Annotated in this window: 16 protein-coding genes; 11 read left to right on the forward strand and 5 right to left on the reverse strand. The window is 36.0% G+C overall.

Features of this window, described 5'->3' with window-relative positions; genetic code table 11:
- Positions 1-14: 14 nt before the first annotated feature.
- Entirely contained in the window at positions 15-557 is a 543-nt protein-coding gene (locus LCP48_RS04425) for a helix-turn-helix domain-containing protein (protein WP_004224674.1), read from the reverse strand.
- A gap of 406 nt (positions 558-963) precedes the next feature.
- Here LCP48_RS04425 and LCP48_RS04430 point away from each other — a divergent pair, with 406 nt between their 5' ends.
- From LCP48_RS04430 to LCP48_RS04465, 8 genes are all read left to right on the forward strand, one after another.
- Positions 964-1,506, forward strand: coding sequence for a peroxiredoxin (locus LCP48_RS04430; RefSeq protein WP_004224676.1), 543 nt, complete (start codon positions 964-966; stop codon positions 1,504-1,506).
- Between the two features lie 145 nt (positions 1,507-1,651).
- The gene (locus LCP48_RS04435; RefSeq protein WP_004224678.1) at positions 1,652-2,107 is read left to right on the forward strand and encodes a TlpA family protein disulfide reductase; all 456 of its coding nucleotides are present in this window, start codon (positions 1,652-1,654) and stop codon (positions 2,105-2,107) included.
- Between the two features lie 141 nt (positions 2,108-2,248).
- Positions 2,249-2,911: a potassium channel family protein gene (locus LCP48_RS04440; protein WP_004224679.1), complete on the forward strand. Its 663-nt coding sequence runs from the start codon at positions 2,249-2,251 to the stop codon at positions 2,909-2,911.
- Positions 2,912-2,917: 6 nt separating this feature from the next.
- The gene (locus LCP48_RS04445) at positions 2,918-3,397 is read left to right on the forward strand and encodes a hypothetical protein (RefSeq protein WP_202342400.1); all 480 of its coding nucleotides are present in this window, start codon (positions 2,918-2,920) and stop codon (positions 3,395-3,397) included.
- A gap of 133 nt (positions 3,398-3,530) precedes the next feature.
- On the forward strand, positions 3,531-4,634 hold the full coding sequence (locus LCP48_RS04450) for a GNAT family N-acetyltransferase (protein WP_225340742.1): 1,104 nt from the start codon (positions 3,531-3,533) through the stop codon (positions 4,632-4,634).
- 16 nt (positions 4,635-4,650) lie between these two features.
- A complete protein-coding gene (locus LCP48_RS04455) occupies positions 4,651-5,616 on the forward strand; it encodes a S66 family peptidase (RefSeq protein ID WP_009371219.1) in 966 nt (321 codons plus the stop codon).
- An 18-nt stretch (positions 5,617-5,634) separates the two neighbouring features.
- Positions 5,635-6,150 (forward strand): GNAT family N-acetyltransferase, encoded by a 516-nt coding sequence (locus LCP48_RS04460; RefSeq protein ID WP_225340743.1) that lies wholly within the window; start codon positions 5,635-5,637, stop codon positions 6,148-6,150.
- Positions 6,147-7,127 carry a S66 family peptidase gene (locus tag LCP48_RS04465; RefSeq protein ID WP_225340744.1) on the forward strand — a complete coding sequence of 327 codons (981 nt, stop codon included), beginning with the start codon at positions 6,147-6,149 and terminating at the stop codon, positions 7,125-7,127. The genes LCP48_RS04460 and LCP48_RS04465 overlap by 4 nt, the downstream gene beginning before the upstream one ends.
- Positions 7,128-7,164: 37 nt before the next feature.
- Here the strand turns inward: LCP48_RS04465 and LCP48_RS04470 are convergent, their stop codons facing one another.
- The 3 genes from LCP48_RS04470 to LCP48_RS04480 all read right to left on the reverse strand — a co-directional run bounded on the left by LCP48_RS04470 (position 7,165) and on the right by LCP48_RS04480 (position 9,465).
- On the reverse strand, positions 7,165-7,707 hold the full coding sequence (locus tag LCP48_RS04470; RefSeq protein WP_004224690.1) for a GNAT family N-acetyltransferase: 543 nt from the start codon (positions 7,705-7,707) through the stop codon (positions 7,165-7,167).
- Positions 7,708-7,822: 115 nt separating this feature from the next.
- On the reverse strand, positions 7,823-8,026 hold the full coding sequence (locus tag LCP48_RS04475; RefSeq protein ID WP_221679630.1) for a hypothetical protein: 204 nt from the start codon (positions 8,024-8,026) through the stop codon (positions 7,823-7,825).
- A 176-nt stretch (positions 8,027-8,202) separates the two neighbouring features.
- Positions 8,203-9,465, reverse strand: coding sequence for a dicarboxylate/amino acid:cation symporter (locus LCP48_RS04480; RefSeq protein ID WP_004224698.1), 1,263 nt, complete (start codon positions 9,463-9,465; stop codon positions 8,203-8,205).
- A gap of 395 nt (positions 9,466-9,860) precedes the next feature.
- On the opposite strand from LCP48_RS04480, the gene LCP48_RS04485 reads away from it, so the two are divergent.
- From LCP48_RS04485 to mprF, 3 genes are all read left to right on the forward strand, one after another.
- Complete coding sequence (locus LCP48_RS04485; RefSeq protein WP_225340745.1) at positions 9,861-11,462, forward strand: ATP-binding protein; 1,602 nt, start codon at positions 9,861-9,863, stop codon at positions 11,460-11,462.
- On the forward strand, positions 11,463-12,170 hold the full coding sequence (locus tag LCP48_RS04490; RefSeq protein WP_004224701.1) for a response regulator: 708 nt from the start codon (positions 11,463-11,465) through the stop codon (positions 12,168-12,170).
- 433 nt (positions 12,171-12,603) lie between these two features.
- Positions 12,604-15,129, forward strand: coding sequence for a bifunctional lysylphosphatidylglycerol flippase/synthetase MprF (mprF, locus tag LCP48_RS04495; RefSeq protein WP_004224703.1), 2,526 nt, complete (start codon positions 12,604-12,606; stop codon positions 15,127-15,129).
- Positions 15,130-15,367: 238 nt separating this feature from the next.
- Here mprF and LCP48_RS04500 read toward each other — a convergent pair whose 3' ends face one another.
- Positions 15,368-16,717: an IS1182 family transposase gene (locus LCP48_RS04500; protein ID WP_225340732.1), complete on the reverse strand. Its 1,350-nt coding sequence runs from the start codon at positions 16,715-16,717 to the stop codon at positions 15,368-15,370.
- Between the last annotated feature and the right edge of the window lie 260 nt (positions 16,718-16,977).

Consider the following 16,977-nt stretch of genomic DNA (forward strand, 5'->3'; position numbering starts at 1 on the left):
TGCGCCTCCTTAAGCTATAAATAAGAATCTGTTGCGACAAGTAAAATTTTTGTTTCATCATCATGTGCATTAAAAATCTGATGATGGTCTGTCGCGTCATAATAAAGTGCGTTACCTTCACTTGCGATATACTGTTCATTCCCTAAAACGAGACGAATACGCCCTTTAACCACATAAATAAATGTTTCAGAAAGTGAAGGCTCAAACTGTTTGAACTCGCCATCTGCCGCAAAGGTTAAGAAAATGGGTTCCATCTCTTTTTCATTCGAAGTAGGAATCAGCCATTGAATTTCATATTTTTTTTCTTCATCTGTATAGGTAGATTGATCTTCCTCTGTATAAACAACCTTTTGTTCAGGTGATTCATCATCAAAAAAGTCTTTGGGTCTTGACCCTAATACTTCTAATATTGAAAATAATGTTTCAATTGAAGGTGAGTTTAGATCCCGTTCTAATTGGGAAATATAACCTTTGCTTAAATCTGTACGTTCTCCAAGTTCCTCTTGGGTAAGACCTTTTTTTAAACGAAGCGCTTTAATTTTTGCTCCTATTTGCATCTTTTCCCTCCTAAGAGAAGTTTAGCAATGATAAACTTTTGAAATATGAAGTTTACTTTAACGAAACTTTTAGTTTACTAAAACCATTACAATTATACATAATAATAAAAAATTTGCAATCGTTTTTCGTGAAAAAAATAGCTATAAAAAGTTGTGAAAAGGGGTATAAATGAAAATGAGAAAAATTTTGAATAGTGTAGAATATTATTGTCAAAGATAGCTTGTAGATAGACAGTAGCAATAATTCCAGTTATGGATTTGACGAATTTTTGTCAATCCATTTCAATCATCCAAACGGGCGGAGTTTACTTGTTTGAAAAACTGCGGTTACTCTGCTATCGTAGAAGACGAGTTCGCTAGTGCGAATGGAATATATAAACTACATATTTATTCGGAGGGATTTATTATGGCAGAACGCATGGTAGGTAAACAAGCACCTGACTTTACAATGGAAGCAGTACTTTCAGACAAATCATTTGGTAAAGTATCATTAGAAGATATTAAAGCACAAGATAAATGGACAGTTCTTTTCTTCTATCCAATGGACTTTACATTTGTATGTCCAACTGAAATCACTGCAATGAGCGATCGTTATGACGAGTTCGAAGACTTAGATGCAGAAGTAATCGGTGTTTCTACTGACACAATCCATACACACTTAGCATGGATTAACACAGACCGTACGCAAAATGGTCTTGGTGAATTAAAATACCCATTAGCTGCTGATACAAACCATCAAGTATCTAAAGAATATGGTGTATTAATTGAAGAAGAAGGTATCGCATTACGTGGTTTATTCATCATCAACCCAGAAGGCGAATTAAAATACCAAACAGTATTTGATAACAACATCGGCCGTGATGTTGATGAAACACTACGTGTACTTCAAGCACTACAAACTGGTGGTCTTTGCCCAGCTAACTGGCGTCCAGGCCAAGCAACTCTATAATTTAAATAGAGGATTATGCGAAAAATTAAAAGTCCCCACGACAAGCTTGTGGGGACTTTTAACTGAATTTTTGTTTTGGGAAAGAGTTTTTTTACCCCGTTATCTAAATATTTGAAGACAAACGATCTTTTAGAGGAGGATTTTTATGAAACTTCGTGAACAAATGCCTGAATTAGTTGGCGCAACGACTTGGTTAAATGGTGAAGTAACTAAAGCAGAATTAGTAGGCAAAAAACCAACATTAATCCACTTCTGGTCAGTAAGCTGTCATTTATGTAAAGAAGCAATGCCAGATGTGAACAATTTCCGCGATCAATATAAAGATGAATTAAACGTTGTAGCAGTACATATGCCACGTTCTGAGGCAGATACTGATTTAGATACAATTAAAGCAGTAGCAGCAGAGCATGATATTGTACAACCAATCTTTGTAGACAGTGAAATGAAGCTAACAGATGCTTTTGAAAACCAATATGTTCCAGCATATTTTGTGTTCGATAAAGATGGACAGCTGCGTCATATGCAAGCTGGTGGTAGTGGTATGAAAATGCTAGAAAAGCGTGTAAATCGCGTTTTAGATGAGATGCGTAACGCTGAATAATAACGATATGTTGAAGACGGGGATTGAGATCCTCGTCTTTTTTGTTGTCCACCATTGACGAATTGGCTCTTGTTTTGACAATACATATCGCAGAGAATAGGCTACAATGGTGGTATAGTAGTTTTCGGAGGGATTTTTATGATGAAAAAAGAGTTTGCAGTCATAGGGCTTGGACGTTTTGGAGGTAGTATTGTTCGTGAATTAATGAGTCAGGGCGCACAGGTAATGGCAATTGATCATTCTTCAGAGCGTGTAGATGAGTTTGCTTCCATTGCGACACAAGCTGTTATTGCAGATTCAACCGATGAATCGGTGTTGAATTCATTAGGTATTCGTAATTTTGAGCACGTGATTGTAGCAATTGGGGAAGATATACAAGCAAGTATATTAACAACAATCATTTTGAAGGAAATTGGTGTTGAGCAAATTACAGTAAAAGCTCAAAACGATTACCATGAAAAGGTTTTACGTAAAATTGGCGCAGATTTTGTCGTCCATCCAGAGCGAGATATGGGTATTCGTATTGCTAATAATATGTTGTCGAATACTGTTCTAGATTATTTAGAGCTATCAGATGAACACTCCATTATGGAATTAAAGGCTAATGATGCGATTGCTGGCTATTCCATTATGGATTTAGATATTCGCGCTAAATATGGCATCAACATTGTAGGAATTAAACGTGGGGCTGATATTATCGTATCTCCACAGGCTAGTGACAAGATTTTATTAGGAGATATTATGCTTGTTATAGGCGCTGATGTTGATATAAATCGCTTTGTTAAAAAGGCCTTGAACGGGTAAGGGCAAATGACGAAACGCAGATGGAGACTTGTTATATTCGCTGGTATTTTATTAGTCGGTGCTTTTATTATGCAAAACAGAGAAAAAAGTGAAGATGAAGCAATTTCTCTTGTTCTAGATCATGCCACAGAAATTGACCACATTGAATTATTCCAAGGAGATCAATCACTATTTCGTGCTACAGGCGATGAAGCACAAGACTTTATTGAGAAATATCCTTTAAGTCATGTAAGGAAGCTTTCCAAAAAGGAAAGAACTATTTTTGAAGAAAAGCCTGTATATCATATCGTTTATAAAATGAAGGGTAAGCCTCTTTATGAGGTAGAAATATTAAAAGTGGCTATTAGTTCTGAACTTGATGAAGAGTTACAGCAAATGGTTTTTCGTGTGGATGATGCACAATATTTGGTTTATTGGGCAAAAGAGAAAAAGGTACTCGAACAATCGACCAACACGCAACGATTACTTGAACAATACGGGCAATAATGCGGGTAGTGATACAGCAATTCAAGCTGGTCACTACTTTTTTATACTATTTTTAAGAAAAAATTGGAAAAAAGATTTGATTTCATCGTGAGAGTTAGATTAAACTTTGACATAAAGAAGGGGGCTAGTTGTTATGAAAATCATGTCAACTAATTGTGTAATCGAACAATTACAACCAGAGCATTTTACAGATATACAAAAACTCTACTCTAATAAACAAGTTCGAACTTATCTCGGTGGTGTTCCATCAAACAGCTATATAGAAGCATCTTTTAAAGGCATGCTAGAAGCGCCATTCCCTAATACATATTTATATATCACCTTAAAGGAGACAGGTGAATTTATAGGTCTTGTCTCGATCGATGAATACCATGATAAGGAGTTATATGAGCTTTCCTATCAATTTTTACCTCAGTTTTGGGGGAGGGGGTTAGCTTTTGAAGTGCTAACGCAGGTAATTCAGGATGGTTTAAATTATCTGAATATAGAATCTATTGTGGCGGAAACACAAACAGCGAACAAGGCATCATGTCGCTTGCTCGAAAAATTAGGAATGAAGAATGTACAGGTGTTAGAAAGATTTGGGCAGGAACAAGCTGTCTATGAATTAAGTAAAAATAATGAACCGATAAGACAAATCATTGCCCTATCAGGTGGTGGGTTTTCTCAGCAGAACCCTTCATTTATCGATGAGTACATTTTACGACAAACTCAGAAAAATGAACGAGTTAAAATTTGTTTTATTCCCACAGCAAGTAATGATGCACAAGGGTATATCGAGAAGTTTTATGCAGCATTCCATCATTGTGATGCAACCCATATCTTGCAAAAAGATATGCGTGATAGAAGCATTGGAGAAAAATTATTAGCGCAGCATATTATCTATGTGGGTGGTGGGAATACAGGCTATCTTCTTGAAAAGTGGCGAGAATATGGTTTTGATGAATTGTTAAAGGAAGCTTATCAAAAAGGGATTATATTAGCTGGCATCAGTGCTGGGGCAATGTGCTGGTTTGAAAAATGCTATAGTGAAAATACATATGATGATTTTGAGGAATGGAATGGCTTAGGGCTATTATCAGGTACCTATTGTCCCCATTATAATGATCAAGAGAGAAGGAGGGCATTTGATCGCTGGATAAAAAATCATCCCACATTACAAGAATACGCACTCATAGATACTGAGACACTCCATTTTAGGAATGAAAAGTTAGTAGCTAAAATTCAAAGCTATTAGAAGGGATGAAGAAAGTATGAGAATTCCAGCAAAACTAACACTGGGTGATGAGATTCGTGTTATTGCTCCAAGTAGAAGTGCCCAAGTTTTAAAAGTAGAGATGGTTGAACAAACGAAGATCATATTGGAAAGATTAGGGTTTCGCGTATCATTTGGTGCCCACATTTTTGAATGTGATTTGCAGCACTCTTCCTCCATCATGCACCGTGTTGAGGATATACATGAAGCTTTTCGAGATCCACAAGTGAAGGCGATACTCACGGTGATTGGGGGATACAACTGTAATGAAGTTTTACCTTATTTAGATTATCAAATGATTGCTGAAAATCCGAAGATACTTTGTGGGTTTAGTGATATCACGGCCTTAGCTACAGCTATTACTACAAAATGCGATTTTATCACTTATTCAGGGCCACATTTTTCTAGCTTTCGTATGGTGCAAGCACAAGAATATCAGCTTTCCTATTTTCAAAAATGTTTAATGGAGAAGAATCCATTTTCTCTAGTTGCGTCTAGCATTTGGAGTGATGATGCATGGTATATTGATCAGGAAAATCGTCATTTTGAGGCAGCCAGCTGGAAGGTCTATTCGGAAGGCGCAGTGAGTGGACAGCTTTATGGTGGTAATTTATGTACGTTAAATTTATTGCAAGGAACAGCTTACATGCCTGATTTATCGAATTGTATTTTATTTTTAGAGGATGATGAGCTTGTGAATCCTGCCATTTTTGCACGTGATCTCACGTCATTATTGCAAGCAACGACTACAATTAAAGGATTGGCAATAGGTCGATTTCAACGAGCTTCTGCGATGACAGAAGAACAATTACATTTTATTTTAGACAAGCATCCACTATTAAAAGCTATCCCTGTATTATATGATGTGGATTTTGGTCATACTCAGCCGATTTTTACATTCCCTATCGGTGGCAATGTCCATATAAATACAAAAGAATTGAGGATTCAGGTGACTATATTTTAGAAGGAGAACGTGTCCAACATGATCATACGAGAAGCAACCCGACATGACAGTGAACGAATTATAACTGTTATGACAAATGCAGAGGCATCAAATTTTATGTTATTTGGACCAGGTGAGCGCAATTTTGCACCTAAGCCATTTGGGGAGTATATAGACAAGCTATATCATAGTCACCACTCAGCTTTGTTCGTAGCTGAAATGGATGAGCAGGTTGTGGCGTACTTAATTGTACAAGGCAATGAGCCGAAAAGAATTGCTCACCGTGCTTATCTTGTCATAGGCATACATAGTGACTATAGAGGAAGAAAAATTGGAACGGCTTTATTTCAACACGTAGAAAATTGGGCAATGGAGAATGGTGTACATCGTCTAGAATTAACCGTCATGGAAAATAATGAGGCTGGTGTTGCTTTGTATAAGAAAATGGGCTTTGATATCGAGGGAACGAAGCGGGCTTCGTTGTATGTAGATGGACAATATATTAATGAATACTATATGTCAAAACTATTGATTGGGAAAGGAACTAACGTATGACTTCAAAAGTAAACATCGGCATTTATTCACCGTCCTCCCCAGCAACGGTGACGGCTTTGGAACGATATGAACGTGCTAAAGCATTTCTCGAGAATAAAAATTTTCGAATCGAGACAGGTTCTCTAACTGGTAAATCCGATTATTATCGTTCAGGTTCGCCAAAAGAAAGAGCAGAAGAATTGAATGAGTTATTACGCAATCCAAATGTGGATATGATTATGTCTACAATAGGAGGCACCAATGCCAATAGCATGCTACCTTATATTGATTATGAGGCTTTTCATCAACATCCCAAAATGGTCGTAGGTTATTCGGATGCAACGGCCGTTCTACTGGCACTTTATGCAAAGACAGGTATTTCAACTTTTTATGGTCCAGCCCTCGTACCTTCCTTTGGTGAGTTTGAACCATTAGTAAATGATACCTTCAAATTTTTTGAGCATTATTTCTTTAAACCCCAAGCATTACCTTACGAAATTCCAATCCCTTCTTATTGGTCGGATGAACCTGTTAATTGGCTTGAGAAGACAGTGGATAAAAAACTCCAAAAGAATGAATGGTTAGCGATTCAGGGTGGGGTTGCTGAAGGAAGGTTAATTGGTGGGAATGCCAATGCCATGTATGGATTTATTGGTACGCCGTATTTCCCTAAAATTGTGGAAGGTGATATTTTATTAGTGGAGGACTGCTTAAAAAATGCTGCTGTTGTTGAAAAGAATTTTGCAATGCTAAAATTGCATGGTGTCTTTGACAAAGTTAGTGGGATTATTTTGGGGAAACATGAATGCTATGATGATTTAGGAACGGGTCGACAGCCATATGATATTCTACTTGAACAATTGGATGGAATAAAGATTCCTATATTAGCAGAGGTGGATATTTGTCATACACATCCTATGCATCCAATTGCGATAGGCAAACGAGTAAGGATAGATGCCACAGCTAAAAAGATATACTGTATAGAAAGATGGTTGTAATGATAAAGCCTTGCAAACCTTAGCAAGGCTTTATTTTCTAGAGGTTTCTATAATCTTCATCAGTTATAGCGTACATTTTTACATTTTGGTATTGGCCCTTAACAAACATACTTTTTCGTAATAGCCCTTCAAACTGCATACCTGACTTCTCCATAACCTTTTGGGATCCAATATTTTCTTCAAAACATCGTGCTTGGATACGTACTAAATCTAATTCATTAAAACCGAAGTCAATGAGTTTTTTCGTTGCTTCTGTTGTAAACCCCTTATTCCAAAAATCCTCAGAAAGCACATAGCCAATTTCCGCGTATTTATGGGTATCATTAATCGTGACAAAATCAATCGTTCCAATAATTGTGCCTGCATATTCAATACCCCATAACATCAGATTGCCTTGCTGATAACCGTCAAATATTAATGCCATAAAAGCCTTTGTGTCCTCTAAGCTAGTGTGTGCTTGCCATGTCACATAACGCGCCACATTTTCACTGGAAGAGTAGTGAAACATTGCTTCTAAATCCTTATGTGTAATAGGTCTTAATAGTAACCTTTCCGTTTTCATAATTGGTATGTTACTCATGATTTACCCCCTTTAACAAATAGTATATAAAAAAATCGACCTATAATAATGAATTAGGTCGACTTTTTTATTTATTCATTTTTGTAGCACGATAATTAAAAATTTCACCTTCACATTATGGATAGCGCTTATCTGTTGCTGAGGAATCCTTAGTTTTGGTTTTATGTTTTTCATCTTTTACTTTTTCATTCAATTCTTCGACAGGTATTGGATCTACTGTTTTCATGTCCTCGTGTTTATCAAAAATGCTTTCTTTATCTGTATCCAATACATCAGGGTTATTCGTATTACGTGTTTTCGCCTGTTTTTTATCATTCATTCACTATCACCTCTTACTATTAACTTTCACTTTTTTACTAGAGTGTAAACATTTTATTTTGAGTGATAGTGTAAGCTAATTGTTTGTTGTTAGCGCCAAACCATAAGTACATAGCTTTTACTTGAATGATAAAGAGTGTAGTGAAACAGAGATGGCTATCATTCCTACCATTTTTCTTAGGAGGAAATAGTGGTCTTTCCTTGCAGTGCACGTTCTTCCATAGCTATATCAAACTCTTTTTCAGATTTTGACACGACAACACAAGCTACACCATTACCAATTAAATTAGTTACAGCACGAGCCTCAGACATAAAGCGATCTACACCGATTAACAGCGCTATTCCTTCCACTGGTATCATTGGGAAGGCAGCCAAAGTTGCTGCTAATGTAATAAAACCTGAGCCTGTTACACCTGCTGCACCTTTAGAAGTAATCATTAAAATTCCGAGCAGTGTAATGATTTGAATCCAAGTTAGCTCCATTCCATATGCTTGTGCGATAAACAATGCAGCCATGGACAGGTAGATGGAAGTCCCATCTAGATTGAAGGAGTACCCAGTAGGAATGACTAAACCTACAACCTGCTTCGAGCAACCATAGTTCTCAAGCTTTCGCATCATAGATGGCAGAGCTGATTCAGAAGAGGAAGTCCCAATTACTAAGAAAATCTCATCTTTGATATAAGCGATAAATTTAAAGATGTTGAATTCAAAGAACTTTGCAATGGCACCTAAAATAAAGACAACAAATAAAAACATTGTTATATATACGGCAGCCATTAATAAACCTAGATTACCTAAAGATTTTAAACCAAAATTCCCAATTGTATAGGCCATTGCACCAAAAGCTCCGATTGGTGATATTTTCATAACCATACTTACAATCTTGAAGAATATCTCTGCTACTTGCTCAAAGAATGTGATGACTGGTTTTGCGGGTGCGCCTATTGAAGCAGCTGCTAAGCCAAATAAAACAGCAGAGAATAGGACTGGTAATAACTGACCTGTTGCCAATGCACCAACTACATTTTCTGGAATAATACTAGAAATGAAGGCACCCAAGCCCTGCTCAGATTCAGCTGCAGCAGTTGTATATTTTGAAATATCAGCATCAGATGCACCTGATGTATCCAAGCCTGTACCAGGACTTACGATTAAAGCAACAGCAATTCCGATTGCTAATGCAATTGTGGAAACTATTTCGAAGTAAAGCAATGCCTTTCCTCCGATTTTCCCGACCTTTTTCATATCTCCCATACTGCCGATTCCAATAACGACTGTTAGGAAAATTATAGGGGCAATTAACATTTTAATTAATTTGATGAATAGGTCTGCTAAGATTTTCAAGCTGGCACCGAACTCGGGAAAAATGGCTCCAACAATGATCCCAAGAATGATAGCCACTATAACCTGAACAGTCAAATTTTTCAGTAACTTCATTTTTTGCTACCTCTTTTCTAAATTTTCTCTTTGATATCGCTTTCACTAAAAGTATCATAGCGAATATTTCTTTAAAAAAGAGATTTAGAAAATAAGAAACATATCGTTCATTAAGTACATTTACTTACAATTACATATAAATATAGTAATATCAATAACTATCCCTGTTATGGTACGCTATAGTTCATTAATGATTGTTATAATACAAAAACATAGAGTGATAATTAAGTTCTTTTTAAATTATCAATTTATAATATTGTTCATTAAATTCAATATTTTCTGCTACTTATATAGACTAAAGGTGTTGTCAAAAGATTTTTTTGCAGATAATCTTAAAACTAAATATGTGTGCCAGTGATTATGAGAATGCAAATTTGAAAGGAAGGAATTTTTTAATGTTGAAAATGCCTGTGAACGGCAAAATACTGTTAGTGACATTTTTAATCATTGCACTCTCCTTTTTACTAGGTGGTATTTTCTTACTCGGTAACCTATTATCTGAACAGGAAAGAGATTTTGGACAGCGGGCAATGCTTGTGGCAAGAACTGTATCAAATGTACCAGAGCTTAGTGTACATTTGGAAAATGACAATATAAAAGAATCTGCAAAAAGTATTAATAAAATTGTAGATGGCATTAGAGTGATTCATAAGGCCGAGTATATTGTTGTAATGAATATGGAACGTATTAAACTATCACACCCAGTAAGTAAAGAAATAGGAAAACGCAGTGAGTCGCAGGATTTAAACGCCGCATTTAGTGAACATTATTATGTATCAAAGGCACGTGGAGAATCAGGTGTTATGATAAGGGCTTTCGTGCCAATTATTAATGATAAAAGGGAACAAGTGGGCATTGTAGTCGTTGGCTATTCCTTACCAGATTTTATGGAAATGTTACAAAGTTATGAGCGAGAAATTATGATAACTATTATTATATCGCTGATTTTCAGTATTTTCGGTGCCTATACACTTGGACGACATATAAAAAAACAAATGTTTGGGCTTGAACCTCATGAAATTGCAAAAATGTATGTGGAAAGAACAGAGACCTTTAATGCCATGCATGAGGGAATAATAGCGGTCGATAAGGAAATGAATATCACCATTTTTAATGAAAAAGCGGCCGAAATTTTAGGGGTTACTAGGAAAATAGAGGACTGTATTGGACAAAAGATTTATGACGTTTTGCCTGATACCCGTCTGCCTGAAATTGTTGAAACAGCAACACCTGTTTATGATCAAGAGCTTTACATTAATCATCATAGTATCTTAAGTAATCGTGTACCTATTATTGTGAATGGAGAGCTAGTTGGTGCAGTTGCTATGTTTAAGGATTTAACAGCTGTGAAAAAGCTTGCGGAGGAAGTAACAGGTGTAAAGGCCTTTGTTCAAGCATTACGTGTACAAACCCATGAGCATAAAAATAAGATTCATACGATTGCGGGACTACTGCAATTGGGGCATACAAAGCAAGCACTTGAATATGTTACTGTTACTACTGAAAATGAAGCCTCATTGACGAAGTTTTTAAATGAACGCTTTCATAATGAAAATATTTCAGGTTTGTTATTAAGTAAAGTAAGCTATGGAAAAGAATTGGGCATTGAGGTTGAAATTGATCGGAAAAGTCATTTTAAACGCTTTCCACCTCTATTAGATCATCATGATTTTGTTGTGTTGTTTGGCAATTTAATTGAAAATGCTTTTGAGGCTTTAAATGTCCTTTCGAAGGAAGAAAAATATGTTGCCATCTCTGTAGACGAGCATGATGGCGTCTTAGCGATTGCAGTTACCGATAATGGAATTGGCATGACCAAAGAGGTGCAGGAGCGTATGTTTGAAAATGGATTTTCGTCCAAGGCTAGTGAAAATCGAGGCATTGGCTTGCATTTAGTCTATGAAATTGTAAGAAAAGGCAATGGAGATATTGAAGTAACAAGTGAATTTATGAAAGGAACAAGTTTCTTAATTTTATTTGAGTTAGGAGAAGTATAGATGGATGTAATAAATGTCTTATTGATTGAAGATGATCCAATGGTACGAGAAGTGAACAGACAATTTATTGAACAAATCAAAGGTTTTTCATTAGTTGGCTATGCTAGCAATGGAATTGAGGGAATTCAAAAAATTAAACAATTAACCCCAGAGCTTGTCTTTATGGACATTTTTATGCCAGAGCAGGATGGCATTATTACGTTAGGGAAAATCCGAGAAGAGCATCTTCATGTTGATGTTATTGCTGTAACAGCTGCGAATGATATGCCCACAGTGCAGCGAATTTTACACTTAGGTGTCTATGATTATATTATGAAGCCTTTTACGTTTGAGCGGATTGAGCAGACTTTAAAAAATTATCAAAGCTATAGAAGGAAAATAAGTGGCATGCAAGATTTAACTCAGCATGATGTCGATCATTTAATGCAACAGCGTCTTCCTGAACAAATTATAGTAGAAACAACAGGAATGGATGCCATTCTTATGGAAGAACTCCCAAAAGGGTTTAATCGAGCTACCTTAGATAAGGTACTTGCATATATAAAAAAAAGTGGCGAGGCAGTATCAGCGGAGGAGGTATCAGCATATATAGGTACAGCACGTGTTACAGCTAGACGCTATCTAGACTTTTTAGAAAAGCAGAAACTATTAAAAGTAGATATACAATATGGAAACGTAGGACGTCCTATTCATCGTTATTATATTTAATGATTAGTTACCTAAAATTTTTAGCCGAAATAGTAAAGTTTAGGAGGCGTTCTAAAAGCTTTATTTACGAGAATGCAAGAAGCTCCATATCCCGATACATAAGAGGCATTAGGTAAATTTGAATATCATGGAGTAGAAAGGAGCCTCCTTATTAAGGTATGCTTTAAAATGATTATTTTTATTGAATATGGACATTTTTATTTCTCTAATATATAAGGGAAATGAAAATGTCTTTTTGGGGTGATGGGATAGGAGTAGGAAGGTGAGGAAAATTGTTCAAATTGTTTGTTGATTAGTATGAATAGTAGTACTTTACTTTGACAATACATATAGCAAAGATATATTACAATATGGAAATAGTCAGTTACCTAAAAAATAAACTGATTTAGGTAATAGAAGTATTAAGTTAGCTCATGGGAAGTAGGTTAGGCATATGTTTAACGTCCGAAAAGAGACATTATTGAAATTTTTAAAGATTCTATTTCCAATATTACTTTTGGTGGTAGCTATTTATGAAATCCAACAGTCAGTGAGTGGAATAGATGTTCATTTACTAAAAGAAGAAGTGAGCGAGCTTCAGCTATGGGAACTTTTATTGATTTTCCTAATCACCTTTTTCGCGATTACACCAATGATTTTTTATGATGTTATTTTAGCAAATATATTAGGTATCAACATCAATAAACGTAATTTGCTCAATCATTCATTTATCGTAAATACTTTTTCAAACCTTATTGGCTTTGGAGGGTTAGTTGGTATATTCTTACGTGATTATTTTTATTCCAAATATAAAGACGATAAGGAAGGTATGATAAGAAATATTGCTTCGGTCACCCTGTTCTATTTAACAGGGATTTCTTTGTTAACGTGGATTATGTATATATTCTTTTGGGATTTCCCGTTGCTAAAAGAAGAACGATGGTTATCGATTGCAGTTGTTCTTGTCAGCCTATATGTACCAGCTTTTTGGGCGATGTATATGATTCGATATAAAAAGGAAAGCTCTTTAAAACCAAAAATATCACTTCAATTGATGGTTACTTCAATAGCTGAGTGGCTTGCTGTATTTTTCGTAATCTGGGCTTTAACGCTTATTTTAAAGATTCCAATAGAATTATCCACATTAATTCCTATATTTTTAATTGCTTCTAGTGCAGGAATAGTCAGTATGATACCTGGCGGAGTTGGTTCCTTTGATCTCGTTTTTTTGTGGGGAACACAAAGTATAGGAATTGCTGATGAAAAAGTGTTGTTTCTATTAATTCTGTACCGTGTTGGCTATTTTGTTTTACCATTTTTTGTTTCCGCTCTCTTATTTATTAAAGAATATTGGATGCGGTGGAATCAATCATGGGATGACTTACCAAATATTATTTTTCAGAAACTAAGCCATATGCTATTAACAATATTGGTGTTTATTTCTGGCATTATTTTATTACTATCTGCAGCAATGCCAGGGGTGCTAAGTCGTCTAAAAATTGCTCAGGAATTTTTATCCTCACCAATCATGAATGTCTCACACCAAATGACGGTAGCGGCAGGCTTTATCCTCCTAGGGTTATGTAGGGGGATAAAATACAAAGTAAAAAGGGCATATCAGCTCGCTATAGTAGTGCTAAGTAGTTCGGCGATATTTTCTATTTTTAAAGGCCTTGATTATGAAGAAGCTATTTTTTTGGTAATAGTCACAGTGTTATTAATGGTTTCCAAAAAGCAGTTTTATCGAGAAAGTTATGTTTTGACATGGGGAATTGTCATACTTGACCTTGCTATAGTAACAGTTATTACAGCTATGTATGTGGTAATTGGTTATGTCAATTTACCTTCTGCCAAAATTCATTTTCCTAGTGCCTTACAGGAATTTATTATAACCGATTATCAAGACCTTTTTTATAGTGCTATCATCGGTATTCTTATCGCCATTGTTATTTTTTATATAGGTTATTTTATACGTACACCTAAGAAAATGGTAAAACTTTTATCCAATGAGCATGAGGAAGCCATTAAAAATCATTTGACGACCTATAAAGGAACAGAGTATTCACATCTGATTTTTTTGCATGATAAATTTGTACATTGGAATGAAAAAGGAACTGTTTTATTCTCTTATCAAATTTATGCAGATAAGATTATCGTTCTTGGAGATCCAGTTGGAAATGAATCCGATTTTTTATCTGCTATCCAAGAATTTTTGGAATTGGCAGATAGGCATGGTTATACACCTGTCTTTTATGAGATTAACAATAAAATTTTCTCTGCATTACACGAATATGGATATAGTTTCTTTAAGCTTGGTGAGGAAGCCTTTGTAGATTTAGAGAAATTTACATTCACAGGTAAAGAAATGAAGGGGAGTCGAGCGATAAAAAATAAGTTTGAAAGAGAAAATTATATAGTGGAAATACTGAGTCCTCCGTATTCTCAGGAAGTCATGAAGGAATTGAAAGAGGTATCAACAAAATGGTTGCAGGGAAGGGCGGAGAAAGGTTTTTCGCTTGGTTTTTTTGATGAACACTATTTAAGCACTTCCAATATTGCTGTTTTACGTGGCACGCAAGGAACGTTCGGCTTTGCTAGTATTATGCCTATGTATGATCAAGGAGAAAGGATTTCAGTAGATCTGATACGTTTTAAGCCAGGCTCACCATCTGGAACAATGGATTTCATTTTCTTATCACTATTTGAATGGGCAAAATCAGAAGGCTATCGTGTCTTTAATATGGGGATGTCGCCTTTATCCAATGTCGGACAGTCTAGGTATTCCTTTTTAAGTGAAAAAATAGCTGCACAAATCTTTCTACATGGACAGCATTTCTATCATTTTAAAGGATTAAAAAACTTCAAATTAAAATATGCAGATTTTTGGGTACCAAAGTACGTAGCGTATCGGAAAAAATCTTCATTACCGTTCACAATGGCACAGATCACGTTGTTAATCGGGCAAAAGAGGAAAAAGTAAGTCATGTAAACTTTATAATTTTTTAGCGCGGTATTGAAGCAAGTAAAGCACAAAAGAATTATTCTATAGAAATGGATAGAGACGAAAAAGCCCTGCATAAAGCAGGGCTTTCAGACTGTAGACAAAAGCCCTCGCGAAGTTCACTCTCGAGGGCTTTTGTCATTTTTCTTCCTATGTCGTCTTGATATTTGGTCATACATTGCCAAATCCAACATACGCTTCGAGCATAGTTGCTCTCTTAAGCTACTTGCCACGTCCAAGTAGCCAGTTTCTTTAAATTCATGGCAGCAAAAGTAAGCATCGCCTGCATGGACAATTTTTTTATACCTCTTAAGGTTGTCCATCGCATACCATGCTTTTCCTTTGCATCTGCAAAGACACGCTCAATCGTTTCTTTGCGCTTTGCATAGATTTGTTTGATTTCATTGGAATGACGTAAATGTTCTGCTTCCTCTACATATGATTCCCAAATATGACGTTGAATGAGTTTTTGATGTTGCTTACTTTCTGTACATTGGGATAGGCTCGGACACTTCGCACAAATCAAAGGATTCGATTTATATTGACGATACCCTTCTTTAGTCGTTGTCGTATACTTCAATATCTGTCCTTGTGGACAAAGATAACAATTATAGTGCTCATCATATATATACTCATGCTTTCGGAAGAAACCATCTTTCGTTTTAGGACGTGTATAAGGAAGAACAGGCAACATTTGATTCTCTAATAAAAAGTTTGTAATTGCGGGTGTTTTATAGGCTGCATCTGCCGCAACAGCTAATGGTTTTTGAACGTTTTTAATGACTCTTTCCACAAGTGGCTGTAATACATGACTATCGTGCACATTTCCCGGAGTCACAATGGCACCCAAGACAAAGCCCTTTTCATCTGTCGCTGCATGAAAAGAATACGCAAACTGTTTCGTACGTTCATCCTTCACGTAATAGCCACTTTCAGGATCTGTCGTGCTTTCCTTTATTTCTTTCCATTCTTCTTTTTCAAATTTCTCCGGGGAAAAGGGCTTTTTTCCGTGTTCCTCACGATCAATATTTAACTCTAATTGAAGTTTCTCTTCATAAGCCCGTGTTTCTTTTCGCACAACTTTTTTATCATACTTTCGTTTATTCGCACTCGCTTTCACATGCGTAGAATCGATAAATAAATGGTCTGCATGGAGGAGTCCTTGATGCATAATCTCTTTTAATATACGATAGAATATCTGCTCAAATAGATCAGTGTCTTGAAAGCGACGGACATAATTTTTACCAAAGGTAGAGAAATGCGGAACTTCTGTATGGAAGCCAAATCCTAAAAACCAACGATACGCCATATTCGTTTCAATTTCTTTGATGGTTTGACGCATGGACCGTATACCAAAAACGTACTGAATAAACGTCATTTTAAAGAGAACAACAGGATCAATACTAGGGCGTCCTTTAGCAGAGTAGAGGTTTTCTACTAAAGGATAGATAAATGAAAAATCAATAGCCGCCTCTAGTTTTCGTACTAAATGATCTTGGGGAACTAATTGATCAATCGTTAACATTTCTAATTGTTCACGTTCATTGATTTGATTTTTCGTCATCATGGTTGATCACCTCGAAAGTGTACTTTTTATCAATAGATGAATAAGGAATTCTTTATGTAGAAGTTGATTGGAACGAAGGGTGGCGACTCCTGCGGGAAAAGCGGGAAAGTCGAGATCCTGGACTGAGCGAAGCGAGGGAAGCAGCTCGACCCCGCCCGCGGAAAGCGTCCGCCCGTAGTGGAAATCAACGGCTTTACTTTATTTTATTGTAAAAGAAAAAAGACTGTGGGCAAACTCAAAATTCATTGAGTTTGTCTACA

It is taken from the genome of Lysinibacillus capsici (assembly GCF_020217405.1).
Lineage (GTDB): Bacteria > Bacillota > Bacilli > Bacillales_A > Planococcaceae > Lysinibacillus > Lysinibacillus capsici.